We start from the raw sequence: 24,828 nt of genomic DNA on the forward strand, positions 1-24,828 counted from the left end.
CGGGACCGCGAGCATTGAAGCGGACCACCCAGTCGCGCACGATCTGAACTGTCACACTGCCGAGCCGAGCGGCATCGGCGCGTGAACCGCCGTCATAGATCGATGCGAGCGAAAGAAGCCGCCGCGCCTGATCGGCATCACGCGTCTGACGAGCTAGCCGCCGCAACCTGACCCCGTCGAAATCCGACCGCAATGAAAGCGCTGAACCCATCGCAAACCTCCTGTTTGCTCCACAGATTCAGATTCGTCCGTCGTTGGGAATCCCCAAGAGAGTCAGTCTTACCGACGACTGGTATAACTCATGACTTTTTACATTTTGAAATGGCAAAGTAAAAGCCACACCGGTGAAGCTTTGGCGCGTCTGGATGAGCGCATCGCCCGCTCGCCGATCCGCGACGGCTTTCTCGAGCGGCAGAACTTTGCCGACGCTATCGCGTCGCTCTGGGTCGACGGCGAACTCGTCCATCTTGAGGACATCGTCCTGCACGATGCGCGCCTCGATATCCGCACGCCGACCCACGAACTGACCATCGCGCACTCGATCCTGCGGGTCCGCCGGCAAATTTTTGCACATCCGCCCGACTGGGCGCTCAGCGCCGCAGGCATTGCGCGTTTGCGGGGGAGGGGAGTGCCAGGTGACCATCCCGTTCCGGCGCGATCCGGTTTGACGCGCCCAGTCGGCGCAGATGACGGTGGTTTGGCGCTGGACGATGGCTCGTACGGCGACGACTTCGCCGAGATCGATGCTGTGCTGGCACGAAGCACCGCGGTTCTCAACGGAGCGGCCATCCCCCGACCGGCCGATGCCCGCGACCCGCTGGTCTATGACGCCGACTGGGACGAGGACGAACGATTGGAACAGTGGCGTGGGGGGCTTAACGAAACCGACGGCCTCTCACCGGTGTTGCGCGGCGCAATTTTGCTCGATGCCTGGAGCGCGATCGAGGTGCTTCAGCACCGCACCGAGCTCGGCCGTCAGCTGGTCGCCTCACTCCTGCGCCGCGACGGCACGACGCCGTCCCATCTGCCGGCGCTCAATGTCGGGCTGCGCAGCGTCCGACGTGAACAGCGGCATTCCAGAAGTCAAATGACGCGGCTGCTGGCGCTGCTCGAAGCATTTGCGGCGGCGGCGGAATTAGGGATGAAGGAGCATGACCGGATTTTGCTCGCCCGCCAGCAGTTGGAGCGCCAGGCATCCGCCAAACGCACCAACTCTAACCTGTCGCGGCTCGTCGACCTTGTCGTGGCGCGGCCGGTCGTATCGGCCAACCTTATCGCCAAGGAGCTTGGCGTCACGCCGCAAGGTGCGCGACACCTCGCGGCGCAGCTGCCGCTGCGCGAGATGACGGGGAGGGGGAGGTTTAGGGCGTGGGGAGTAATTTAGAGGACGTGGAAGCGCTACGGGATAATAGCTGCCATTTCATGGTGGTGATGGAAACCTGGAAAATACTATTGTGCTCCGACTGCGTGACGGAGTTGCAGCTAGTTCAGACATGTCGGAGACGTAATGCACCTTTTAAACAATGTACTTGCAGCGGGAAGGTTGGACAACATTACGATTATAGCGCGGCGACTTTTCGTCCATGTTCGTAATTTACCTACCGTGTTCCGAAAATAATGACGACCAACTTGCAATATTAAGCAGCGAGCCGTGACCGAAGATCATGCCTTCCGCATGATCGGTTTCGAAAAATTATTCCACCGGATCAGACAGGTTGCCGAAGATTCTTTTGGTCTAGGCTAAGAAAATATTGCCACGCGATCAAGTCGATGTATTATCCTCTCAAAGCATCTGAAGGGGGTGGGATCATGGGTACTCTTATACTTCTGGCAGTTGTCGGGATTGGCTGGTTTCTCTACTCAAAATCTCGAAAGACTTCACGCGAACAATCCGAAACGCGGGAGCGAGAGCACGCAGCTTCCCAAACTCAAAGACATTTTTCACCGAATTCAAATGCTCGTGATGCCGCTGCACTGGCGCGGTCGTTGCAAATGTCCCCATCTGAACGCTCTGCTGAAGCGCGTCGACGCAATGGTATTTAAAACAAGTAAATTCGGAGGCAAGCATGCAAGAGAAGCAAGGTAATTACATCTGTAAGGAATGCGGAAAGCGCCATGGCGGCGTGCATAGCGACCGGGTCTGCTTCCAATGCTACGAAAAAGGGTTCCGCTAAGAAGCGAGCTCGTTCGGCGGGTCTTCTCGTCACGTATAGGCGACTTGAACGACATGGATGTGAGAGGCGCTCAGGCAAAACTTGCGGAGGCGGATCACGGGGTGGATTTGGTCGCGCGCTCTACGCGAATAAAAACGCAGGTTCTTATCGGATCAAAACAAGTATCCCTCACGATGAGTTGGAATTCGGGAAGATGAAGATCCAAATTCTGGAAACCCCTTTTTCCAATCGTCAATCTCAAGGCGACAAGTTCGCCTCACTCTTCTGTCACCGAATATAACAGCGACGGCTATGCCATACTGGATGGCAATCGCATTGCCTTCACAGGCCTGTCTGCTCATTTCAACACCTTTATCATCGTGCGCAATGTCATTGATCCGACGAGCGAACTACTCGGCGGCGTTGGGACTTTCGAGAACTGCGACACGGGCAGACGTTATACTTCGGACGAATCATGTACGAACGAAACACACGGCTATCGTTTGAGCTCTTGAGAACGCCCGCGACAACCTAACGAGAAGAAGTTTGTGGCGTTCTAGCTGATCGACGCCTTCTCTTTTATTGACTTCAGCGTCGGAGAAGGCGGACCTCTTTTGCTATTTTGGTCCCAAATCAGCTCCTCCGTAACAAAAAGACCGCGACACTGCAGGCGACGCTGACAACAAGCTCTGCTTCCGCCGCAGTTGCGTCTCGACCTTCTTGAACGTGCCGCCCATTTTGTGACGCATAACCCCACAGCTTATGGATCGCCTCGCCCAGCGGCTGTGTGAGCGACAATCCGTTGACGATCTGTCCGAGGTTCTGGTTCGGTGAGTTCGTCAAATCCCGGGCTACGCATTCGAGCGCCGCCATCGAATGCTGAACTGCGCCGGTGCGATCTGGCTCCGGGCGCCGCGATATATCTTTCAGCGCTTCCCGTATCTCGCTGGCCGCCGTGTGCCGTCCGGTTTTCGCGAACGCGTCGACCGCCTCCTGAGTTGCGACAGCAAAGGTCTGATCGCCTCGAAACACGATACCGTCAGGACTCTTTAGCTCCCAACCAATCCCCTTCTCCCGGAACAGGCGATTGAGATCGTCCGCAAACCGATCCTGTTCCTCCTCGCGATACTCAAGGGAGCGCCAAAGCGCCTCAGCAACGTCATAGACCTTGTACCATTCGCAATGTTGCAGCAGCGACACGGCCTCGTCAAAGATATTGGGATCGCTCCAATTGTTGGAATCCGGCACTTCCAGGAGGATATTACAGACGATCTTTCGGATAGTGCTGGCGCTCAGGCCACAGTCGCGAGCGAGTACTGCGACTTGGTAGCGCAGGAGCGCGGGGGCGTCTTCCCGAATCGTGATCTCGGCTTCGGGATCGCGATAGCCGTGCCGGTCGGAGAAAAATCTGTTCATTGGCTCTCCCTGGAAATGGACACGATACGGTGTTACTTGTTTTGTTCAAGCGCCACCATGATACGCGCCTTCAGCGCGTTGCGGCGGTGATCGTAGAACTCCTGGAAAGCATTGAGATCCTCAGGCAGCGACGCAATCTCGAGCCCAGCGAGGTATTGTTGGCGCGCCACTTCGTCCGGCTTTATCCAGGCGTACCACTCGTGCGGCATCTTCTGGCGTTTCTGATTCTTGATCGAGCCTTCGAGAAGCTGAAGGTTCGGCAGGCGATTATGCTTATCCTGAAGTGCGTCCCAGAGGTTCTGGTGAACACCAGCCTTGCGCAGTTGCGCGGCGGTGAATCGGCCCTGAGGATAGATGTGATCCACATGGAAGTGGCGAGACAGGTCGAAGCCAGGAAAGATCAGCGACAGCAATGCAAACGTTCTGCCATCACCATAAGGCAGGTCGCAAAGCTCATCGATTTCCACGTCCGTGAACGACAGTGACTTCCCGCGAAGGACCATGGTTGCCTCCAGTTCTGTGACCGGAAATCCGCTCGCAGCATTTGCACCGATCTTTTCTCTCAAAGCTGTGAGTAGCGTATCGAGGCCACTGCCCCAAATCCCAGATGCCTTGAGGACGCTGCGGATCAACCAGCGGCGAATGCCTTCGCGGTCTGCGGCAAACTCGGCGCGATGGAGATATGCTCCGTCAAGCTTGCGAGCGTAGAGATAGTAGGCAATCGGAAGGATTGAGCTTTCTGCGCGCAGGTTTTGGCTGCTGAAACCGAAGGACGCGAGCAGTTGCACACCAAGCAGCATTGCGTCGTGGATCCGCGGCCAGTTCGTTTCCAGGATCGCCATGTTGGTCTTGTTGAAGTTTTCAACCTTGAAGCCGACACTGCCGATATCGGACAGCATGAGGCCAGCCTTGAGGGCTAGATCCTTGGTGAACTTGAACCCGTCGCCTTCTTTGTTCATCTCATCGACGAGAGAGTGAGTAGCCTCTCGGGCATCAACCTTTTCCCATTGGGCCACGGCCACGGACAGAAGAAGGTCGGAGTAGGAAAGCGGTGTGCCACCGTTGTTCATGCGAATGAAGATATTCAGGACATGCTCGAGGCTCTGGCTTTCCTCCTCATAGTAGGTGATCAGATCCTTGTCGTGAATCGTCTTGTGGAACAGACGCAGTGTCGCGCGCGCCGTCTTGACGGCGTCTTTATCCAGGATCAGGTCATCGAGGCTGTCGATGAGATCATCGTATTCCTCCTCCATGATACGACCGCACTTGAACCAAACCTCGTCCAACTCCGGTTTCACCGATTGCTGCTCCGTCAGAAACTCGAAATGATAGCGGCATCCGCTCTCCGGATCGAGCTCGCTGAGGAGATTGAGGTAAAGATAACGGACTGGAAAGGCAGCATCGGTAGCCCAGCGCTTGCCCGGCATTTTCCGGGCGTAGGAACCTCGGAGCCCAACATTCAGAGCGGTCATTCGTTGTTGGCCATCGAGGACCGCCGTCAATTCGCGGTTGGGCGGGTTCTGCAAAAACTCGCAGTGGAAGCGGTCGCGCTGGTGATAGTGACGGACGAAATCATAGAATTTGTACTCGGTGCGCCGCTCCTGCTCTATTTTCCAGAACAGGAATGTCCCGAACGGGTACCCCTGCATGAGACTATCGTACAATTCGCAGATCTGGTCGGGCCACCATACGAACTCGCGCTGGATCGCAGGCAGGACATAATCCTGGTTTGCGATTTTATCGAGCAGGGATTTGATGGTGCCGCCAGGCTTGTACATTTGATATCCTCTTCTGTCTCAGAATTAGGTGCGAGACATAGCTAAGTTGCATAATTGCCAGTCCATTCAGACGCTGCTGCTATCCGATAGCAAGCGCCCCTATACAAACGCAGGTTCTTCCCAGTTTTTTGTGCTTTGACAGGTCTGCACAGTCTGGCTTCCGAAGTGTGACGTCGGGTCGGATTTCATATCAAATAGGCTTGCCTAACGTCGGCAGGATATCATCGGTCCAGATCTGAATTGCCGGCACACCGGCTCTCGCCTCTTCGTTGATCCGTTCCAGTGGCGAATCCGGGAGACTGACGCCACCGGGCACGTAGCGTATGTCGGTCGAGCTGATAATAAATTGCTTTGCCGGAAATGTTTCCAAAACTCGCCTCTGGTCCGGGAAAACTTTGTAATGGATGTCCGGATCGCGCGGCATTTGCGACCGAAGTTCAGGGGCGATGACGTCCTGCGCACGCGCCTTAACACTTGCGAGCCCCATGCCGAGGATGATTGGCGGAACATGCCGTTGGAAAGTGTCCCCCTGCCACCGTTGATAATGCAAGGTTACGTCGATGATATCGTATGGGGGTGCGATCACCCACATGTGACCCGTATCAAAACCGGTCCCTTCGTTTTGGTCGATGATCGCGAAATGCCGTGATGCGCCTTCGGCGTAGACAGATGCGGAACCGCGCATTGGAATATTCCAAATACCGAGCCGGTCCAAAATACGTGTCAGAATGGCGGTCATCGCAATACAAGCGCCGTGCCAGTTGTGCTGCACTATCCGCCGCTGCAGGATTTTTGCCACCTGAGGAACGATGGCCTGCACACGCGCGTCGTAGTCCTGATCCCGTTCGCGCAGCAATACCCACTCGGCATAGTTTTCCGCAAACCGTGAGTTCTTCTGTTCCTGTACAACAAAATTGGGATGATCATAAAAACCCGGCTGGCTAATGTCGATGTCCAATTCCTGGAACACCGCGACCATCGCCGTCCGGCGAGCATTTGATGCCTGCGTCGAAGGTTGTCCCAGTAGCCTTTTCGCTTTTGCCTCGCCCACAATTTCCCCCTGCGAAATACTTTTCAATGGCTTACCAATACAGAAGGTATTTCAGATTGATAATCGTAATAATTGCAGACGGAAACTTTATTTAGCATTTGGAAGGAAGGCAAAATGATCCGTCTGTCCAGTCGCGTCTGGGAAACCTGGGTTACAGCAAGCTTGATGAGAGTGAGCGCTACATGGCCGTTCTTGCCGTTTACTCATTTATCACATTGAAGGCTTCAAGACGGATCTACCGATTGTTGGTCCACTGAACCATACCCTCGAAGGCCATCCCGGTACCCTCGCCATCGGTGGGAATGTGAACGACCTGACACATTCTTGTCGATTACGAGCTCGTCTAAGAAGAGGATGAATGGTAAGGGGAACGGCACGATCGGTCCGTATTTGGTTTTCAAAATTGGGCCAACCGAAGAATATGGGACGACCGCTACGCATTCGCGCAAAGATGGAAACGAAATCTGGACCAATGGCGGCTTCGAGGAAGCAATGGCAGAGCTGGATGACATACAAGATCGCATTGCGCCGCTGGTTTTCTCCAGCTTGACGGTCGCATTCTCAAGTGCGCAAACAGTTTTTCGCTTAATTGAAGCGGTGAATTATGGCTTCATAAGGCGTGGCGATAGGCTTTGCGACATGAGCTTTTCGATAAGCGTTTGTGCCATTGTTTCCAAACCGATCGCGGCCGATGACGTAAAAGCCATAGTTCCCATGTGCGTTAATGCCTTTGTCTGACCAATGCGTTGATAGCTTTCAACGATTGAGGACGGTGAGAAGTTTGATAGTTCACGGCCGCATTGTATCGCCGCACCACCAGAGCCCTCACGATGTAAAATCATCGGCAATAACGGTAATATCTCCTGTGATTACTACGTAAAAATGTATTGGATCATGTTATGCATTGGAGCTTTGTATTGACATAGGAAATCTATCCATTCTGATTTCCCTATCATAATTGAAGTAAGTTTCAGACTTTAGAGAATTCACCTTGCTATCATGTTTGGATGGCTGTTCCGTATGGCGCTATACTGCACAGCAGCAAGTGAATAATTTTTCATAGTTCAACTAAAAACGGTGCAACAACCATCATGTCGTAGTACTGTTCATCTAGGGGATGGTCTTGGGGTAATCTACAATGAAGCTATGCGTGACGATCGGCGTGGCGGATTCCAGTCCGCTTTCTTATTTATCAGGAGCGGTAAAGGCTGCGAAAGAAGTCGGGGATTGGGCAGAAAAATCCGGCTATTCGACGACAGTTATCACCGATGAACACAAGCCGGTCACGATCCCGCTCCTGCGGGAGGTGCTGGAAGGCATACTCCCTAAAAACAAGATCATTGAATCTCTTGTCCTGCATTTCGCTGGTCACGGTTTCCGGGACGGCGCAGCTAACAACATATGGCTCCCAAGCGACTGGCATCAGGAGATGAGAGCTGTGTCCGTCGAAGGACTCCGCCAACGGCTATATCACTATCGTATCGACAACCTGACTATCTTCAGCGACGCTTGCCGCTCGCTCCCGGACAAGCTGGACATCACCCAAATCGTTGCCGATGCTGTCTTGGGTCGTGGGCCTTTCGAAGGGAAAGCTCCGGTCATTGATCGGTTCAATGCGGTCGCCGATGGCCTGCCTGCCTACATGGTCTCCGGCAAAGAAGCCGACCCCCGATGCATCTTCTCGACAGCGTTGATCGAAGGTCTGTGGGGCCACCGCGATGATGCATTCGACAAGTACATCCCTAACCGTGTCACGCCGGAGTCCCTAGATCTGTTCCTGAAGGCGCGCATGAAGGAAATCGGTGATCGCTACCGGTTGGCCTGCTCCCCAGAGAATCACGCTGGTACACCGCGAGACCATATAATCTATTACGACAAGGCTCTTCCCTTGGTTGGGCGACCTAATGCGCCGGATTGGCCTGTCCCTTCGTTTGAGCTGCAGCCCGTCGGTAAAATCGCGATTCCAACGATCGATCTGAAAAATGCAAAGCAGCTCAAATCCGTGCTCGGTGATGATTTCGGACAGTCCAACCCCGAAATCGATACCGACGTCCCGATTACGACGTTTCCGCGAGAAGCGCAGGATGCCATTGATGACCTTGCGGCGGCCCGGATTGCAGTCGAGAAAATAGATAGAGGTACGTCGGACTGGTCCGGCGCCGAGTGGAACGTTGCTCGTGCGCAAAATCGGGTGGAGCACCTCGTCGTAGATAACTGGAAAAAGCGGGCTCGCGTCAAAATACGGAAGGGCTTCAGGGTTCCCGAGGAGGGGTTCAACGATGGCAACTTGCTGGTCACCGGAGGAGCGGTCAAAGCGGTCTGGTCCGAACGATCTGCGATGAGAGTGCCGCCGCATAACAACTCGGACCGCTTCACGGTGCCTGCGCCAGCGGATCACTCATCCCAAATTCTGATAGAGTTTATGGACGGCCAATTCGGGTCCGCAGTTGTTTATGGGCGCCTTACAACCATAGTAAGTCGGAGCAACAGTGGCTCGATTGGCTGGGCATGCGTCGATCCTTGGAATGAGCCGGAATGGCACAAGCAGTTGGATGTATCCTCGCGCGCCATCGCGGATCTTCAACTCGGCGACATGTCGCCGGAGATGGTTGATGTCCTGGCTGCCCGCATGAGATCGACGAAACATGTTAATCCCACTTTGGGGGCAATCGCCGCATATCTTTACGACTACAGCGGAGATGTCAGTAGCATCCGTAGAATGGCGTTTTTTTATTGCGCCCATTCTCAATCGATCCCGTTCGATATTGCATTCATGGGGCTCATGCCTCTGAGGAAAAATGACCGCGGCTGGGGAGCCATTGTTCCGCCCGTCCCTGCGCTCCCGGTAGCAGCAAGGAACTCGAGACTGCCGGAATGGGTAGCCCAAGCAACTCCCGAAGCGCGCGGCAAGGTCGGTGGGCTCTGGCCATGGTTGAGGCAAGGCTGGGACTACATCAATGAGCCAGAAGACACAGAAAAAGTCGCAGCGGAGACATTAAAGGATCTTACACAGTATCTGCTCCCTTCCCAGTTTACGGCTTTCCGCGAAGAAGGGGCTCGCATTCTCATTGAACGGTTTGGCATGGAGGATAACCGATGAAGGTAGTGATGATTCATGGCATCAATCAGCAGGATTCAACGCAAGTCCAGCTGTTGAAAAAGTGGAAAGACTTAGTCCACGGCAAGGCTCCGGGATTATTCGACAAGCACGACTTGTCGATGGCGTACTATGGCACAACGCTTTCCGACTGGACGAAGGGCAGCGCTGCGATCAAGATGGGCCCGCATGACATCCACTTTGATCCCGGTAACAACGCTGAACTCGACTTTCTTGTCGCCGCGCTGGAAGAAGCCGCGAGGAAGAATAAGATTTCAGAACAGGCTATCGCCGCTGCGGCTGATGAAGCGGCCGATCATGAGGCCGTTCCTATGGGCACTTGGCTTGGACGTCGCCTGGTGGGGCTCGTTCGCGCACTTGAGAAAATCTCTCCCGCCAAGGGTGCCGTCGTTTTGAAGGTCATCAAACAGGCTCACACATATTTGGCCGCCCCAGGTGCTGGCCCAGCGGTCGATGCGCTGGTTAAACCGCACCTCACGGGGAAAGAGGTCGTTATTATCTCGCATTCGCTTGGGACGGTTATCGCCTTCAAGCTTTTACGCGAGATGGCGGCAACCGGGACCAGGGTTCCTCTCTTCATCACCATGGGATCGCCGCTGGGACTGGAATCCGTCCAATCAAAGCTCGGCCCTTCGTTCGAGAAACCCGCAATTGTTTCGAGATGGGAGAATTTCTACGACCCGGCCGACTTCGTTTCGCTCGGAAAGGAGCTGAAATCCGAGCTCGATACCGACATCATCGACGACGGTACAGTCGACAATACTACCAGCAATGCCCACGGGATTAGCGGCTACCTACCTCATTCGAAAGTCGTGGCGGCGCTCAAGAGTATTCTCTAGTCCATCAAGCATTTCGACAGACTGATGTGACGGCGCAACTCGATGTAGGATTATAACACAATTTGGTGCTCCAAAATTGGACACCCCCACGGGGGGTCAACATTCCAGGCCGATTGACAAACTGGGGGCACGCCGGAGGTCCAGCAGGGTCTCTCGGCTATCAAAAGTACCATTGCATGCAAGCATGGAAAGATTCGCTTCAGGAATAAACTGATAGTGCCACAGGTCGCAAAAAGGGAGAATGAGAGGAGATTCGATTGAATCTTTGACGAAGGATTTGTTGCGCGAGCAGGATACATCAGCCCAAGTCTTGAAGTCCTTCATATTCCCGGAATGGGTTCGCTGGTGCTTGTTCGTGTCGCTTTTTCACCTTTCGTAGTCACAGCGCCACGCACCACCGATCGGGCCGTGTAAACGACGTGGTCGGGCCCACCACTCATATATGCTATCCACCCTCGAACCGCGGCATGCCCAGCGTGGTGTTTCACCCAATAATCGACGTTGTCGTGACAACCGCCAACCTTCGGCTCCCATCCATCAAATCCGGCATCTTGATTGACGCTCACGAAAGACGCGGTCCCATTTCTCGCACATAGATCGTGCTCGTATCCCTCTCGTGTCATGACAATATTCCTATGAGATGACAGAGGACGGCATCACATATATTCAGTTCGTTGGCATCACCTGACCAAGGCCGCATTTTCGATTCCTTCAATGCCTGCAAATGTCTTGGCTCCTTCGCTGTTTGGGCCGGGCCCGGCGCTGAACAGCTTTTCAAGCTCGTCGCGGTCGTCACCCCAGGTAACCAATACGCTCTCATCGAAAGCCGTCTTTCGCTGCTTCATAACGACCTCGACCGCAGCTCCCGTGAGGCTCGCTGCTTTGCAAAGCTGCTTGCTCGGATGCTCCCAATCGTGAGAAGGATCGGCTGCCGCCACAAAAGTATCGGCTTGAGATACCAGCTGGCCCGGCTCACTGTTTTCGATGGAGCCATGATGGGGGAACATAAAAGTCGTGATCCGTTTCATATCGTTTGAGTAGAACCTTTCAAAAGTGGAGATGTCATGGACATCCTTGAGCGGAGTATCGCCCGTCCCCATCCAACCGATCTTCGTTTCCAGATGTGGCAAAAGGACTGGCGTTATCGTCCAACCGTCGGCCTCTTCCGGATTTGCCGGACCAGAGTAGAGCGACATCGAGGTAAGGTTCTTGTTGCTTTTTCCGAAGATGGCCCCATAAGCGCGAGCGAGTTTCATCCTGTGCTTGGTGACCGTCTCAAGGCGAACCGACGATACAGCGATCTTCGATCGAAACGAACCCGCTGCCCACTTCAGTTCGACTTCGGCGGCCCGTTCAAAGGCTTCTATCGCCGCCTTCGGAGCTGAGCGGACGTGTGGCGTCAGCCGCCAGCCAAGCACTCCTCCCCAATCATGCACGCGGAAAGCGAAATCTCGCGCAAGCAGACTGGACACAGCAGCAGATCCTTGGCCACCCCCGAGTCGCCGAATGCGGACCTCCGGTCGTAAGGCGGATCGTGCTGGATCGGAGTCGGAAACAGTATAAGAGGCCTCGATCCTGAAACCGAATCCGATTTCCAACCGCGTTTCTGGCCCAGATCCCGACCAAGGACCGAGATCTGGATCCGGCATCGTTCCGGCGTCGCCATCCGAAGGGGGCTCATCGCCTTCGACAAAGATAATCTGTCGCGGGTCGAATTCGCTGAGAGCTGCAACGGGGTTGATGATCATTCTACGGAAAAAGTCGGGAACGCTGCGCCCTCGCTCGAGACTTATCGAAGTTGCTCTTGCAAATGAGATAAGCCGCTCCACGTGGTCAACATAGGGGAGAACAATCGTGTCAACCGTAAAACCGGGTAATCGTTTTCGTCTCGCGCCGAGCAACATCGGCGTGCCGCATATGTGATCGAGATCGAAGTGCGATAGAAAAAGGATGTTCAGGTGACGTTCGGAACGATGCGAAATGAGATCCTTTATTTCCCGCTCAACTTCTGTTTTGGGCGATGACCCACAATCGTAAACGTATAGGAACTCCGCGCCTTTGAATCTGGCGCTATCATCGAACGGTGGGTGCCGATACTCACCACCCTTGACGTGTCGGAGGGAGCCAACATGAAACCCTCCTTGTCCAACGGGCATCTGGCGACGATCGTGAAGCACCAGATTTACATAACGCCCATCACTATTTTTCCATGGTTGGGGCAGACGCACGCCATGCATAGGGTAGGGCCAAGGGAGTCTCACCAAAATTCGAACCTCTCTACAGATACTCCTTTATATTTGCTTATCCTTAAAGAAATTGCTCGATTAGATTGCTATCGTTTATGCGCGCGTGTTTGAACCGCGGAACCGCACAATAAGTATATGAAAATCAAATGATCGGACAAGCAGTGGCAACCTGTTATTTCAAGCCCGTTCGTCGGCTCCAAGACGAGACTGATATCGCAACTAGCGCAAGGGCTGCTGCTTTCAGAGGCAAACGTATCAATCTTTGTCTCGATTTGAACGTTGCAGCTCGGTTTAACCAAGCCGGGAGCGATCCGGTGAAATTGAAGGATCTCGGACTTTTTGATCTTGCGGAAGTCTTGGCCAACCCCGGCATCATACTAAATCCCGGCTTGGCCTTTCGAGAAATGGAAGAGCGCTTCGTGGAGAACGATTGGCGCGCATTCAGCGAATATCTGACGACATTCGCTCCGGAATACCAAGATACCCCCGACGCCACTTGGGATCCGAGCGGCTCCCCGATGAAAAACTTCTGGGATCTTCCAAAAACGGCTCAGGCCGTGCATTTACCATCTTACATCAGCCAATTGCTGCTGATCTCATGGCGCAAGACCGACGCGGCACCACTCCGCCAGCTTGAAGGGTACCTGTCGGATGTGCTGCGGTACCTCGGGCAATTCCAACCCCTAGAGGCGCGCATCGCGCAGTTTCTATTCTATGACCGGATGCGTGCCCGCAACGAAGATTGGAAGGCCTTCTGCGGCGAAATTCGAACGAATTTCTCTAAGCCGGCCGGCTCCAAAAGGACCCTTCTGAAAGCTGCCCTCAACCAGATGCTGGACACTTATCTCTTACGTGCGGCGCAATCTATGCATTATGGGCAGAAGCAGGAGGCAGACTTCTGGATTGCTACACAGGACACAGGTCTGGCGTATTTTGCAAAGACGTTCTTTTATGATGAGGCGCACCTCTCTCCTTCTGGCCTCTTTTCGACATTCGAGCGACTCATGCCGTTCGCCGAGATGACCACAGAACAATATTGGCTCGATGCAGAAGCCTTGTTCGATAACTTTTCTGAAGCGCCAAAATGGCAGATATCGGATGAGGAGCTGGCATCTTTGGCCAAGGAAATCGAGGCTAAGCTTCTAGAGCGCCTTTGAGATCGAGCCTTGTGGGAACAAACCTTGTTCCGACCCCTATGAAGGAGCATCGCCGCATCCTCCTTGCCCGGCAGCAGCTGGAGCGACAAACATCTGCCAGAGGTGTGAATTCAAAGCTGTCGCGGCTGGTCGACCTGGTCGTAGCGCGGCACGTCGTTTCCGCCAACCTGATCGCGCGTAAACTCGGGGTCACCGCGCAAAGCGCGCGGCATCTGGCAGCTCAGCTGCCGCTCCGGGAATGACCGGCAGAGGAAGGTTTCGGACGTGGGAAGTCTTGTCAGTCAATTTTTGGTACGCTGAACATCGGGGTATGCCAAGACAAGGTGGTAGCAATCAAAGGAAGGAGGATAAGTTTTACCCGGAGGAACGATCCGACTGTGGTACGACACCCAAGCCGGTTTAGATGCCAACTCCTTAACAGAACAAAGTTTTGTTCCAAGTTTTCTCTGAATCGCTATGCGGGCGTCGTCTGTTGATCCCGAGAGCAGGAAACCTACCATCGCGCCAGAGCTCGAAAACGGCGCATAACGGCAAGTTAAAAACTCTTCGCGAATGTCGCGTTCGTAGGCTGCCATCTGGTTAGGGGTTTCGAGGACCTTTGCTTCCAGCGGCCACATTACGCGCTCGTCTGCCCGTAGAACGAAAGCCAGATCATATTGGGGCGGCTGCGCTGGCGGCGCTGCCATTGTCTCGCGCTCATATGGACCGTGTTGGACGTAGAAGGGTTCATCACCGGACATCACATCGCGAATGCGTGGCTCCAGTAATTGACTGATGCTGCGTTCTGGATCTCGTCCATCGACAAAAGGATTTTCTGCTAACATTCGTTCATGCCCCGCAAACACCGGTTTTAGAAGAACGACAGCTGGATTGCGCATCCAGTTGCAGGCCTGAGCGATAAACACAGGGTCCACTGAAGAAATTTCACCACCCGTCATCATTGTTGTGAGAGGCCTTTGCTCGCTTCGTTCTGTTGCCATCGGAAAAGATCAAGTGCAACCGCGTCGCCGTCTTCAAGCGCCATGCTTCGCGTCCAGAATCTTGCCATGTCAGGCTTCAAAATAAAAACTTTTGGCGTCCCGCTGCTCCCATCATAAACACGCGCAACTTGCCGCGCATAAAGGCCCCGTCGCTTTTTGTCAGAGATAAAATCAAGCGCTTCCATCTGCCGTATCAACTCAGGGCTTGTCGCCCAATGAAGATTTACCGATTGCGGATCCGTTTGTGTCTCAACGAGGCTGAATGCGACCAAGCGATATGGAAGGGACGGGCCGCCTGGGTCTGTATCAAAAATTGTTGCTTCTACACCTCGATCATCGCCGAAGCCTGCCTTCAGAACGCGCACGAAATAGCGGCAATAATCTGCAAGCGAGGTCAAGCCTGGTCCTGGGCTTTCTGTCGATTTGGTGCGCGCGAGCCCGGGCGATGAAGCGTCACCGCGAAAGCCCGGAACAACGTAGTTGAACATGTCTTCCACCAATACACGTTCGGCATCTTTCAGAGCAAATGCCTTAAATACGCGATCATCCACATCGGCCAGATCGTTGGTGCCTTCGACTGCGATGCTTCCCGGTCGGGGCAGTGGCATGTCGCGAATTTCACTAATTAGCGCCTCAGGACGATAGGCGGCAGTGCGACCGCTTGTCAGTTGCAGAAAATAGGTTGCGAGCATGCTGTTGAAGGTAAGGCAAGCCGTCTCCAGGACATCTAAAGGTGCATGAGCAGAGACGTAGCTTTGATTGCAAACGACTGCGTTCTGACGGGAGGATTTGGCCAGCCTTGCTTCAAATCTCGAAGAATGGGCCCGCCAACTTCTCTTGATTATCAGTTGCGGAAATGCAAAAGCGGCAAAATCTGTAGACATCCGGGCATCCAGCTGCAACGGTCCAGCGCGCGGTAGACCGTCAGCATCGAATTCGAGCAAACTGCCTTCCGAGAAATTCCTCTCGTCAAAAAGGCGATGCTCTGCCAAACTCAGCACCTCTTTTTTCCTATCGCCATACTGGATGCCACGGCTGCTTCGAACGCCTTGGACTTCTAGTGATCTCAGTGTCGGAAACTCCTGCAGCCGGCGCAAAAGGGCGCGGTCTCGCGGCCCCCCCCACATCAATGCAGTCCACACTAGGGGATCGGAAAGCGCCTCACGGACCGTAAAAGCACGCCGGTCTTGGGGCTCAATGATGACAGCGAATTCGTCGATCAGCGGTTGCGTAGATTTGGGGCTGATATACGCGATACGATCATCAAGCGAGGGCTCACCAAGTTCAATGACAATTGCACAGGCTGGGGAAGTGGATCGCTTTGGTGTGTGCGACTTGCGTTTGAATACTTTGAAGCGCAGCGCCGAGAGATTATAGACATCGGTGATGCGCCTGCGCGAGAATATTTCGCGCCGAAATCGTTCTGCCGGGGGACTGTTGTTGAACAGAAGCGAATTGGCAGACTGAATCATTGCCAACCGGCCGCCGGTACGCAACAGCATTGATCCCTTGGCCAAGAATAAGCCGCCGATGTCGTTGTTGGCGATGGTCCATTGAGGTTCAGTTGTCTTCGCCCATTCTTTAGCGTCTGCCGTTGCCAGCCCATCACCCCAGGGAGCGTTGCCGAGAATGAGATCGTAGCTCGCGCTTCCGACGGTAAAGCCGCTACCTTCCTTGGCAAAGAAATCAGAACAGATGAGGCGACGGTCGCGCATGGTGGGGAACACTACTTGTGTCCAGTAGTGCCGTGGCTCGATCTCATCACACATTGCTAGATACAGACTGAAGCAGGCAACCCTAACCGCGTGCGGATCCTTATCGACTCCGAATATGTTTTGCTCCAGCAGCCGCCGCAGGGTATCGGCTTTCACCTGTCGGCCAGGATTAGCCTGTTTCCAGCGGTGCACAAGCCGTTGAAACGCTTTGACGAGGAAGATGCCCGATCCGCAAGCCGGATCAAGAACTTTTAGATCCCAGACCGTGCCCTGCCAAGGCAAGACCTTATCAAGTATGAAATCGACCAGATGCGGTGGCGTATAGAAGATGGCATCCCTGGCGGCGCGCTCTGTGACGAACGTCTCATAGATGCTGCTAATGAACTCTAGCGGAATTACATCGAAGGCATATTGCGGCCACAACGCACCTTGCCCCGAGGGCATATCGATGCGGCCGCCTATAAAATCGGAAAGCACGCTGAGGTGTTCCGGCGTAACGCGGCGCTGTTCAGTAGCCCAGCCGACCGCTCGTGCCTCCGATGTGTCTCCTTTGCCTGGAAATAGATCGCCATTGAAGCGGATGTTTAGCCACTCAAAAAGCCGATAGGTGTCGTCGTAGTGCGTCAACAATTCCGAGAAATTGCGGTAAATATGTTTCAGCGTCCCGTCATTATAAAGACGGGTGAGCTTGCCAGCGTCAAGGGCCGCCGCCCCGTCGGTATCTTTGCGATCGAATAGGAACTGGATAAAAATTACTCGCGCCAGCAAGTCATGGCAGACGTCGTCATCAACAAGTCCCTCAGCATATAGCCGATCGCGCATGAAACGCAGATTGCCTAGCAGCATCTGGTCTGCCCGGCCATCGCGATCGAATCGAGCAGCATGCGACGCGAAAAAATCACCGGAAACGAGACTGATCCAGTGCAAAGCTCGAGTGGCAGCGACATCGAGGGGAGACGCCGAATAAAATGCCTCTGATGTGAGAGTGTGGACTAAAGCATCACCGACTTGGCGTCCGGGCGTTGGCGCTTCACAGGCGGTCCATACGCGTAGCAAATGCGGCTCAAGCGTTATGAGCGTCGGGCTATGCGAGAAATTCCAAGCCAACCGCTGCAGTTCCTGCAAAGTGTCGTCGCTTACACCGGATGCGAACTCAACGACGACTGCCAACGGTGGCTCGGTCTCAGTTGACGCAGCATCAGGCGTTAGGATGCCGACCCGCGCGTCTCGGCCATCTGGCAATCTTCCCAGCATTCTCCCGATTTTGTTGCGCACCAAAGCTGCGTAAACCGATGGCCCTGCCCCAGTCGGATGCAGGACTTCCTCGCGGCTTGGCCATCCAAGCACAAGAGCCGCACGATCTAGTGTGATTGTCTGAAGGGCGGTCACGGTTTTAAATCCAGTGGTACCTGGCGATCGCCGCCGAACTGACCCACGCTCGCACCGCCACGGGGTTTCTTGGATCCCACTGCGACTTTGGAAATAACTGCGCGAAAATCAAGCCCATGCGTATGCATGTTAGCAACCAGTGCAGCGATGAGCGCGAGATGCGTAGGGCACTCACCCGTGCGGGCATAGTTGGAAATCGAGTTCGGATTCATACCAATCAAAACCGCGAATGCGCGGACCGTAAGACCAGCTGTTGCCAAGTTGGATATGAATTCTGCATAGGCCACGTGCTCGATTATCCTGATACAGGCTTTTATGTAAACTAGCACATAAAATTGTGTAGGCAAGTAAAGTGATTTACTTTGGCGTCAATACCTAGCCGGAGTTCGGTTTTCGATATCTGTTTGTAAAGATCGCCCAGTAATATGTGGTTGAGGCGGTCAGTTTTGAGACAGATGGCAGCCACCGGGGGCCGAGCGAGGTGCTCGCGATGTCTGGGAGTGCTGCGGGCTTTGGCTTAACGACACTCGAGAGCCTTTAAAGCTGCCTGGATATATAGCACTACTTTGGGCCTGAATTCACCGGGATTTCCCCTGCTGGATTATCACCCTTTTCGGAAGCGGGGGCTTCATTGAGCGCAGGATGTCCTTCTCCCGTTCAACGTAGCCACCTTCGACCTTAATCTTACGATCCTGGTAGGCTGATTTCAGCTCAAGAAATCCAGGACCGTCCTTACTCGTTATGTTTACAATCTGCTCAACATTATAGTGGCGCAACAACGTGTCGACCGCGGCTTCGGGGTTGGCGAATATACGCGCGGTTCTCGGGTCCATACGCGAGGTAAGAGAGGCAGCCAACAGAGCAAATCACAGGCGGTGCCCGCTCCGAATGAAACTCTAAACGGGCCTCGTGAAGATCCCGCCCATACGTGCCTACGCTGAATCTGCTCCGACGATCGTAGTCTTTTCCCAACGATACCTCGGTCCAGATTTCTGAAGCTGGTCTAACGGTGCTGGGGACTTAGGGATGCCCATCGCCGCCTTGTTTGGTTTGATAAAACAGGTAGTGCCCCATTCCACTTGAAGTAAGACGATCAGGCTGGTCGCGACTGCCATGGAGGCGATCTACTCGAGCTGTTGCACCTGCCGTGTCGACTTTCTTCGCCTGTACCAGAATGACTGTATAGCGCTCCTGGGTCTCCACGATGGAATGGGCGATGACGCCTAGATTAGAGCCTAGGAATGTTCATCTCGTACGGTGCACGCCATGAAGGCATTCGCCGTATCAGCAACAGCGCCCTGGTCGTCCTCGATCGCCCAGCGTAGGTTCTTGATGTCTTGCTGATATGGAGACCGATCCGCGCATTGATTTCTGGCTCAGTCAGGTGGCTTTCGGCGTGCATGGCTTCCCGCATTGCCGACGCGATTCCTGCGTACAGCAAACCAGTAGCAAAGTTCACGAACATCCACGGGCGCCCGGAAAGCTCCTGGAGATCAGCATACCTATTTGACGATCCGCAACCCTAGCGCCATTTCTGTCCAAGGGATACAGCTCACCCATATCCGCCAATCCAGTCCATGATCTGGTTGTAGTCCGCGAGCGTCATATCCCATCTGCTTGTTGCTTCTGTTTCAGCAAAAGAAATGGCGTCGGCTGTAAATGATGAAGTTGTAGCGATTATCGTTTTATTGGGACCGTCTTTGGTGTTCCTCACTCCGTGCAAGGCCCGCACGACCTCCACGCCAACCTTATTCCCCTCGCTGTAATGCTTACATTCTACAAAATATTTGAGGCTTACCCCAAAGTTGTCTCTGCTGATGGCGATTATATCTTTCCCGCCATCGCGGGTTCGCTTTGTAAGCTCCACCTAATAACCCTTGCTTCGAAAAAGCTCTGCGACCACCTCTTCAAATTGACGAGAGCTTATGTCCCGAAGAACATCCTTATCATACTGGATTCCTCTAATAATCTCTACGGCGCTAGCGGTCGCTAAATCGAGATATTGTGCCTCATACAGCTCGGGCAGGTATTCGATATAAGGCTCGTCCTCGGTGATAGCGTCTGAAACTTCGCTTTCTACGTAGTTGAGAGAATCAATCGGGTACTCAGAGGCGGTGAAATTGAAAGCAATTTTGTTGTCGCACTCGGCGCACTCGGTATCCATTGTCAGCTCGTAAATTGACTCCGGCCCCATTCCCCTTTCGTCGCCGCCAACACATTCAACCTCAAAATCACAGATATCCACTGCGTCGGATTGTCCGCATCCGGTACATTGAAAGTTTATCGTTCCTGCGAATTTCCACACACTTGTAAGCCTTCAGGAAGCAGTTTAGCAACGAATCTAGGCCTGGTCGGCGGTCCCGCATAGGTAGCATGGTAAACGGGGATGAGAAACCAGCTTAGCGGCCCTTACTCGTTACTTCATTTATCCGACCGGTCCTCCGGAGTCATCCGTGCGACAATGCCGATCAGGTTTCTCACGGCTTCGTGTGGGTGGATCTCTGTGGACTTTGCCGATCCCCGGAAAGGTCAAGTCGAAACCGTTGTTCATGAGGTGTTGCAGGGTGACCGCAGAATGCAGAACTATGCCTTATTTCGCAATCCCTTGCTTCATCAGAATGCCCCTCGCGCCATCTAAGTCGTTAAGATCGAGCGTTTTAAAGTCCTGAATTGTCTTCTTGAGGGTATCGTCACTTAGAATGTGGCCCGTAGCCGGTGTTTCGACTTGCTGATCTCCTGCGGTGTGCGCTTGAGGTTTGGCACCTTTGGTGTTGACCACGTTCTTGAATTTCAAGGTGATGGTATTGCCTCGATTGGCTTCTGATGCCAGAGTGCTTTCCCCTGTTATACCCACGGCTTGACCGGTTTGAGGTGGAGCAAGAGCCAGACTGAAGCCTCCTTTGTCGTTCGTGGTCCGCTTTGCACTTACGTTGAAGACCACCGTGGCCTCGTCAAGGTAGATACCAATCTTGGGCTTGTTTTTTCGATCTGCTATCACTGCGTCCATAGTGTTTGTGACGTCGAACACGGCATCTTTGAGAGTGATGCGGTCGCTATCGGCAATTTTTTCTGAATACGCGGTCGTGCAGGAAGTAAGAGATAAACATGCAAAAGCGATCGCGGCTTTGCGCATTGTAGTAGTCCCCCATCGTATGAGTCCGCTTGCACAATCAATGAAACACAACTCAACTGGAAGAGTCGATTAGAATTAACAAATTCTAGCAGTCAGAGCCCAAACAGACGTCGTAGTGAGTATAGTTTGTCGTGGGCAAGAATGTATCGACGCTTGGGACATCGAACCGGCCATCGCATGGGCTATTTCTGCTTGTGTCCGCTCCTGGCTGTCCGAAGGCGTCCATCTGCCTCGCCAGGCAACTATTGCTCATTGGGAGGCGGTAAAGGAACGGCAGCTTGATCCAACTGTGCATGCGGTCCTCGACACCATGTTACGTCAAGCCATCGGCCTTCATCGTCTCAGCGGGACGAGGGCAATCGGGCGTAACCCTCGTCTAGCGACTTGGTTCCTGAGCTTGTTGACTGCAGGAAATGTGGAGCGTCGTAATAGCATCCCGATCGGCAGGTTTCGCATCACCGATATTCATAGCGCGGGTCCCTAAAATTTCAGAACGCCGGCTGCAATGGCCGCCTACGCTCCGCTCCACACAAGGCTTATAAAGACGCCGGCCGTTGCCAGAGCAGTGAGAAACCAGCGTAGCCAGTCGTTTTCTCTCGCGTCTTTTGCGATCCAAATCCTGATCGCAAAGCTGAGAAACATGAACATGAAAGCGATGTATAATAATTTGAGGATGAGGAGCCAGTACAGTCCGGCCAAAGCTAGACCGGACATGCCGCCGGCAAGGGCAATCGCAGCGTCTTCGAAAACGGCGCTCATCTCAAGGAACAAGCGCGCCATGCGCTCAATCCACAACGCAGCAATAGCTACCAGACACCACGTCGCGAAAAGTACACGCGCCACGGAGAGATCTGCAAGCGCTCGGGCGTTCCCAAGGAACTGGTCGCTCGTAATCCCGATCCACGGCACGTATTGCAGGCCCCACGAAATGAAGGCAATCGGAATTACAGCAATGCAGATAATCACATACAGCTTGATCAGCTGCATGTAACGATTTTTCAATTCCCTACGTTGTTCAAGGGCAAACATGTCTGGCCAACTGTACGTCGTCATCATCCAATTCGAGGACACTCGTTAAAGCTATTTGTTCGTTCCGGTCTACAGATTATCCTCAAGAGGCATACAATCGAGCAGACGAAATAGGCAAGCGTCGATCTCCATTCAAGCATCTCATTGGCCTGCCATCAGGGCTCGTTCGGCCGCAACTGCTCCAGCTGACTGATGACCAATCAGCTCAGCGTAGAATCCTCCCCGCTCCATCAAGTCCCGGTGTTGTCCCCGTTCGACGATCCGTCCATCCCGCATGACCAGGATTTGATCGGCAGCCCGGATCGTCGATAACCGGTGGGCGATAATGACAGTTGTCCTGTTGACCATGAGCTCGTCGAGTGCTGCCCGCACGTGCGCTTCGCTCGCTGCGTCAAGATGCGAGGTTGCCTCATCGAGGATCAGAACCGGCGCGTTCTTGAGGAAGGCCCGGGCGATCGATATCCGCTGCCTCTGCCCGCCGGAGAGCTGGACGCCTCGCTCTCCAACAGGCGTTTCGAGTCCGGCAGGCAGTGATGCAACAAACTCCGTGAGGGCAGCGCGTTGGATGGCTAGGTCCAGATCTTGCTGGGTGGCATTCGGACGGGCTAGCCGAATGTTTTCGGCTAGCGTGGCATTGAACAGGTATGTGTCCTGAGCAACCAGCGCGATGTGCTCTCGAAGACTGTCAAGGGTGATGTCGCGCAGATCATGGCCGTCGATCGTAATACGGCCCTGCTGAGGATCCCAGAAGCGGAGCACCAGATTTGCTATTGTCGTCTTACCGGCTCCCGACGAGCCAACGAGCGCGATCCGAGCGCCGGCTGGCACCTTGAAATCGATCTCCTCCAGCACGGTGGCCCCCGCCTTGTCGTAGGAAAAGCTGACGTTCGAAAATTCAAGCTCCGAGCCGCCCGATGAAGTGGGCAGGAGCTTCGGCCCATCGATAACGGGAATGGGCTCGACATTGACGGCATGGACCCGCCGTGTGGACGCGATCGAGTCTGCCAGCTGTCGTGCCGCCTGCGCCAGTTCCGATACGGGCAGGAATGCTGCGGAGGACAGCAAGGCGACGAGCGGGAGAAGCGTCGGCTCGAACGCATGGCTATGGATCATGAAGGCCGCAGTGACCAGCACTGCCGCGGATCCAAGCGCCGAAACCACCTCCTGCCTGGCGGTCTGGAACGACAGGTCGGCATTGAGCGCCACCCTCGTGCGTTGATAGTCGGCGGTCTGATCGTGGAAGATCTTGCGGCGCGCAGCAACCGCGTGAAAGGCGATGAGTTCGCCCATGCCTTGCACTGTGTCCACGATGAAGGCGTTGAGAGCACCCAGTTCAGTGCGAGCCTGGTCGCCAAGGGCGTCCACCTTGCGTCGCTCGAACACCGGTGCGAGGGCCGCGTAGACCAAGAATGGCAACAGCACAAGCGCCGTCGGCCAAGCTATCAAGGTGAGAGCGATGAGAACCGTCAGTGGTATCAGCAGCGCCACCATTGCCGGCGCCACGACGTGAGCGAAGAAGTATTCGACCGTTTCGACGTCCTGCGTCCCAAGCGAAACGAGATCGCCAGAGCGACGCTTCAGGAGATAGGCCGGCGCAAGTTTTTCCAAAGCGTAGTAGAGATCGACACGCATTTGGGCGAGCAGTCTGTAGGCCATGTCGTGGGAACGCCACGATTCATTCCATTGCAAGAATGCTGCCAGAGGCACCAGCACTGCCATCCAGGCGAGATAGGTCCCGAATGGAGTGCCCGTCTTGATGGCCGCCACGGTCAGCGCGCTGAGCGTGCTGACGCCGATCAAGGCATAGACGCGTCCCACGCCGGAAGTGACGGTCAGGATCAATTGCTTGCGCCACGGGCCGATCAGCTTGAACAGCGTCCCCAAGGTCTGGAATGAGGTCAGGCCTGCTGCAATTTTTTCCCCTTCGGTCAGTTGTGGTTTTGCCGAGGATGTCGTCACGATAGTCGCTGCGCGTTGTTGCTGCGGTGTGACGGCTTTGCCGAAGTCCAGCAGCCGATAACGGCACACAGCGAAGCATACTTCATCATGGACGGGCATCACCGTCTCACCGTTGCCAAACGCCTGGATCTTGTCTTCCTGCCGGTCGTCTTCCTTGGCTATCACGAGGTGCGTGTGACAGCATGGCGAGAGGGTGAAGCGATCACACCTGAAAGCATATTCGCTATGGCCCGCAGTGGCCTGCTGTTTCCACTGAAGACCACGAGACATCTATTCGATCCAGCGATTTCGAGCTGCGATGTGCCCCTTCAGGACCTCGGCTACAAGCTGCGGTCAGGCGCGCCATGTGCCCCAAATTCCAAGCCCCGGCGCGCAACATCTGGGTAAAGACGCGCCCGTTTCATGAGTAGAAGCCGCTTCCGGCCACAACCAGATCTGAAGAGGAACAGCAAATGACCAAGTCTTTTCTTCATACACCCGCCCTTCACATTTTGAGCAGGGCCGAACTCGCGGATATTGACCTCGCACCCGCGGAAGTCATCCAGCTCGTCGAAGAGGCGTATCTGTCCTATGCAAACGGTCATTCGGGTCCATGCGCTCGACCACATCGACCATCTGCGTCCAGCTTGCCTCGTTGGCATCCCGGTAACCGAGGCTCGAGGAAATGGAGAGGCCGGACGCCCAAAGAGCTTTGAACCCGGCTTGTGCAGCGATTGCCGCAGAGAGCCCGTCATGTGCCTCCATGACGAATTCCAGCTCTTTCGAGTGGATCAAGGCGGACAAAGAATTGTCCGGAGCATTTAGAGATACAATCGTATCGTGCAGAGAAGAAACCAGTTTGTTCATTTCCTCGCCTCCTTCGACT

Annotated in this window: 18 protein-coding genes and 2 pseudogenes; 6 read left to right on the forward strand and 14 right to left on the reverse strand. The window is 54.4% G+C overall.

The features are described from left to right. Positions 1 to 211, reverse strand: a pseudogene (locus DSM25558_RS15880) (IS630 family transposase); the annotation flags it as partial. Positions 212 to 301: 90 nt separating this feature from the next. Here DSM25558_RS15880 and DSM25558_RS15885 point away from each other — a divergent pair. Further along, positions 302 to 1,384, forward strand: coding sequence for an RHE_PE00001 family protein (locus DSM25558_RS15885; protein ID WP_077105683.1), 1,083 nt, complete (start codon positions 302 to 304; stop codon positions 1,382 to 1,384). Positions 1,385 to 2,786: 1,402 nt separating this feature from the next. Here the strand turns inward: DSM25558_RS15885 and DSM25558_RS15890 are convergent. The 3 genes from DSM25558_RS15890 to DSM25558_RS15900 all read right to left on the reverse strand — a co-directional run bounded on the left by DSM25558_RS15890 (position 2,787) and on the right by DSM25558_RS15900 (position 6,425). Next, positions 2,787 to 3,569, reverse strand: a complete 783-nt coding sequence (locus DSM25558_RS15890; protein WP_077105684.1) for an AbiJ-NTD4 domain-containing protein — start codon at positions 3,567 to 3,569, stop codon at positions 2,787 to 2,789. A 32-nt stretch (positions 3,570 to 3,601) separates the two neighbouring features. After that, the gene (locus DSM25558_RS15895; protein WP_077105685.1) at positions 3,602 to 5,347 is read right to left on the reverse strand and encodes a DUF262 domain-containing protein; all 1,746 of its coding nucleotides are present in this window, start codon (positions 5,345 to 5,347) and stop codon (positions 3,602 to 3,604) included. Positions 5,348 to 5,537: 190 nt separating this feature from the next. After that, on the reverse strand, positions 5,538 to 6,425 hold the full coding sequence (locus DSM25558_RS15900; RefSeq protein ID WP_244554225.1) for a hypothetical protein: 888 nt from the start codon (positions 6,423 to 6,425) through the stop codon (positions 5,538 to 5,540). A gap of 327 nt (positions 6,426 to 6,752) precedes the next feature. On the opposite strand from DSM25558_RS15900, the gene DSM25558_RS15905 reads away from it, so the two are divergent. The 3 genes from DSM25558_RS15905 to DSM25558_RS15915 all read left to right on the forward strand — a co-directional run bounded on the left by DSM25558_RS15905 (position 6,753) and on the right by DSM25558_RS15915 (position 10,355). Next, positions 6,753 to 7,136, forward strand: coding sequence for a hypothetical protein (locus tag DSM25558_RS15905; RefSeq protein ID WP_077105686.1), 384 nt, complete (start codon positions 6,753 to 6,755; stop codon positions 7,134 to 7,136). Positions 7,137 to 7,536: 400 nt separating this feature from the next. Beyond that, positions 7,537 to 9,498 (forward strand): caspase family protein, encoded by a 1,962-nt coding sequence (locus DSM25558_RS15910; RefSeq protein ID WP_077105687.1) that lies wholly within the window; start codon positions 7,537 to 7,539, stop codon positions 9,496 to 9,498. Continuing rightward, on the forward strand, positions 9,495 to 10,355 hold the full coding sequence (locus DSM25558_RS15915; protein WP_077105688.1) for a hypothetical protein: 861 nt from the start codon (positions 9,495 to 9,497) through the stop codon (positions 10,353 to 10,355). The genes DSM25558_RS15910 and DSM25558_RS15915 overlap by 4 nt, the downstream gene beginning before the upstream one ends. A gap of 680 nt (positions 10,356 to 11,035) precedes the next feature. Here DSM25558_RS15915 and DSM25558_RS15930 read toward each other — a convergent pair. Further along, positions 11,036 to 12,592 (reverse strand): ComEC/Rec2 family competence protein, encoded by a 1,557-nt coding sequence (locus DSM25558_RS15930; protein WP_143240128.1) that lies wholly within the window; start codon positions 12,590 to 12,592, stop codon positions 11,036 to 11,038. 155 nt (positions 12,593 to 12,747) lie between these two features. On the opposite strand from DSM25558_RS15930, the gene DSM25558_RS29025 reads away from it, so the two are divergent. Both DSM25558_RS29025 and DSM25558_RS29820 read left to right on the forward strand, forming a co-directional pair. Beyond that, positions 12,748 to 13,758, forward strand: a complete 1,011-nt coding sequence (locus tag DSM25558_RS29025; RefSeq protein WP_200800773.1) for a hypothetical protein — start codon at positions 12,748 to 12,750, stop codon at positions 13,756 to 13,758. Between the two features lie 38 nt (positions 13,759 to 13,796). Further along, on the forward strand, positions 13,797 to 14,000 hold the full coding sequence (locus DSM25558_RS29820; protein ID WP_077105692.1) for a helix-turn-helix domain-containing protein: 204 nt from the start codon (positions 13,797 to 13,799) through the stop codon (positions 13,998 to 14,000). Between the two features lie 39 nt (positions 14,001 to 14,039). Here DSM25558_RS29820 and DSM25558_RS15945 read toward each other — a convergent pair whose 3' ends face one another. The 9 genes and pseudogenes from DSM25558_RS15945 to DSM25558_RS15990 form a co-directional block, all read right to left on the reverse strand. After that, the gene (locus DSM25558_RS15945; RefSeq protein ID WP_077105693.1) at positions 14,040 to 14,699 is read right to left on the reverse strand and encodes a hypothetical protein; all 660 of its coding nucleotides are present in this window, start codon (positions 14,697 to 14,699) and stop codon (positions 14,040 to 14,042) included. Continuing rightward, positions 14,696 to 17,623 (reverse strand): HsdM family class I SAM-dependent methyltransferase, encoded by a 2,928-nt coding sequence (locus tag DSM25558_RS15950; RefSeq protein WP_200800766.1) that lies wholly within the window; start codon positions 17,621 to 17,623, stop codon positions 14,696 to 14,698. Before DSM25558_RS15950 ends, DSM25558_RS15945 begins: the two co-directional genes overlap by 4 nt. Before the next feature lie 215 nt (positions 17,624 to 17,838). Beyond that, a complete protein-coding gene (locus tag DSM25558_RS15955; RefSeq protein ID WP_083716498.1) occupies positions 17,839 to 18,129 on the reverse strand; it encodes a DNA-binding protein in 291 nt (96 codons plus the stop codon). 1,265 nt (positions 18,130 to 19,394) lie between these two features. Then, positions 19,395 to 19,709: a restriction endonuclease gene (locus DSM25558_RS27805; RefSeq protein WP_083716499.1), complete on the reverse strand. Its 315-nt coding sequence runs from the start codon at positions 19,707 to 19,709 to the stop codon at positions 19,395 to 19,397. Continuing rightward, positions 19,710 to 20,087: a restriction endonuclease gene (locus DSM25558_RS27810; RefSeq protein ID WP_143240130.1), complete on the reverse strand. Its 378-nt coding sequence runs from the start codon at positions 20,085 to 20,087 to the stop codon at positions 19,710 to 19,712. Positions 20,088 to 20,432: 345 nt separating this feature from the next. After that, positions 20,433 to 20,975 (reverse strand): hypothetical protein, encoded by a 543-nt coding sequence (locus DSM25558_RS15970; RefSeq protein ID WP_077105696.1) that lies wholly within the window; start codon positions 20,973 to 20,975, stop codon positions 20,433 to 20,435. A gap of 513 nt (positions 20,976 to 21,488) precedes the next feature. Then, positions 21,489 to 21,962, reverse strand: a complete 474-nt coding sequence (locus DSM25558_RS15975) for a hypothetical protein (protein WP_143240131.1) — start codon at positions 21,960 to 21,962, stop codon at positions 21,489 to 21,491. A 183-nt stretch (positions 21,963 to 22,145) separates the two neighbouring features. Continuing rightward, positions 22,146 to 24,233, reverse strand: a complete 2,088-nt coding sequence (locus DSM25558_RS15980; RefSeq protein WP_083716502.1) for an ABC transporter ATP-binding protein — start codon at positions 24,231 to 24,233, stop codon at positions 22,146 to 22,148. Positions 24,234 to 24,554: 321 nt separating this feature from the next. Beyond that, positions 24,555 to 24,809, reverse strand: a pseudogene (locus DSM25558_RS15990) (isocitrate lyase/phosphoenolpyruvate mutase family protein); the annotation flags it as partial. Positions 24,810 to 24,828: the final 19 nt, after the last annotated feature.

Origin of the sequence: Agrobacterium sp. DSM 25558, assembly GCF_900100825.1 — a bacterium.
Taxonomy (GTDB): Bacteria; Pseudomonadota; Alphaproteobacteria; order Rhizobiales; family Rhizobiaceae; genus Agrobacterium.

Bases quoted from the DNA above. Each gene is read 5' to 3' on its own strand.
- DSM25558_RS15945 (WP_077105693.1), bottom strand. From the start codon at position 14,699: ATGATGACGGGTGGTGAAATTTCTTCAGTGGACCCTGTGTTTATCGCT.
- DSM25558_RS15890 (WP_077105684.1), bottom strand. From the start codon at position 3,569: ATGAACAGATTTTTCTCCGACCGGCACGGCTATCGCGATCCCGAAGCC.
- DSM25558_RS29025 (WP_200800773.1), top strand. From the start codon at position 12,748: ATGATCGGACAAGCAGTGGCAACCTGTTATTTCAAGCCCGTTCGTCGG.
- DSM25558_RS15905 (WP_077105686.1), top strand. From the start codon at position 6,753: ATGAATGGTAAGGGGAACGGCACGATCGGTCCGTATTTGGTTTTCAAA.
- DSM25558_RS15910 (WP_077105687.1), top strand. From the start codon at position 7,537: ATGAAGCTATGCGTGACGATCGGCGTGGCGGATTCCAGTCCGCTTTCT.
- DSM25558_RS15970 (WP_077105696.1), bottom strand. From the start codon at position 20,975: ATGCGCAAAGCCGCGATCGCTTTTGCATGTTTATCTCTTACTTCCTGC.
- DSM25558_RS15930 (WP_143240128.1), bottom strand. From the start codon at position 12,592: ATGCATGGCGTGCGTCTGCCCCAACCATGGAAAAATAGTGATGGGCGT.
- DSM25558_RS15895 (WP_077105685.1), bottom strand. From the start codon at position 5,347: ATGTACAAGCCTGGCGGCACCATCAAATCCCTGCTCGATAAAATCGCA.
- DSM25558_RS15975 (WP_143240131.1), bottom strand. From the start codon at position 21,962: ATGCAGCTGATCAAGCTGTATGTGATTATCTGCATTGCTGTAATTCCG.
- DSM25558_RS15915 (WP_077105688.1), top strand. From the start codon at position 9,495: ATGAAGGTAGTGATGATTCATGGCATCAATCAGCAGGATTCAACGCAA.
- DSM25558_RS15885 (WP_077105683.1), top strand. From the start codon at position 302: ATGACTTTTTACATTTTGAAATGGCAAAGTAAAAGCCACACCGGTGAA.
- DSM25558_RS15980 (WP_083716502.1), bottom strand. From the start codon at position 24,233: ATGTCTCGTGGTCTTCAGTGGAAACAGCAGGCCACTGCGGGCCATAGC.
- DSM25558_RS29820 (WP_077105692.1), top strand. From the start codon at position 13,797: ATGAAGGAGCATCGCCGCATCCTCCTTGCCCGGCAGCAGCTGGAGCGA.